This is a genomic window from Belnapia arida (assembly GCF_016773205.1).
GTDB lineage: Bacteria > Pseudomonadota > Alphaproteobacteria > Acetobacterales > Acetobacteraceae > Belnapia > Belnapia arida.
In genome coordinates this window covers 1-230 of record NZ_JAETWB010000233.1, presented here as the reverse complement: position 1 = coordinate 230, position 230 = coordinate 1, and the positions used below count along the sequence as shown (strand labels likewise).

General features: G+C 69.1%; 1 pseudogene. It reads right to left on the bottom strand.

Annotation, left to right across the window (positions count from 1 at the left end):
- A pseudogene (locus JMJ56_RS33520) lies at positions 1 to 230 on the bottom strand (recombinase family protein); the annotation flags it as partial.

The window sequence follows — 230 nt, the reverse complement described above, 5'->3', positions numbered from 1 at the left end:
AGGCGCGAACGCGCCGAGATCCCGAACGAGGCCGGACAACCCTTCGACCCGCAGCCGAATGTCTGCGCCACTGGGCCTAACGACGACCCGCTCCACCAGCGCCCGCACGATCCGCGCCTGCTCGGCCGGGAACAGCTCACTCCAGAGCGGATCGAGCCGCTCCAGCGCATCCCGGACTTCCCCTTCAGTCACATCCGGCGCCTCGACCCTCGCCGCCTGCCAAGTTCCAA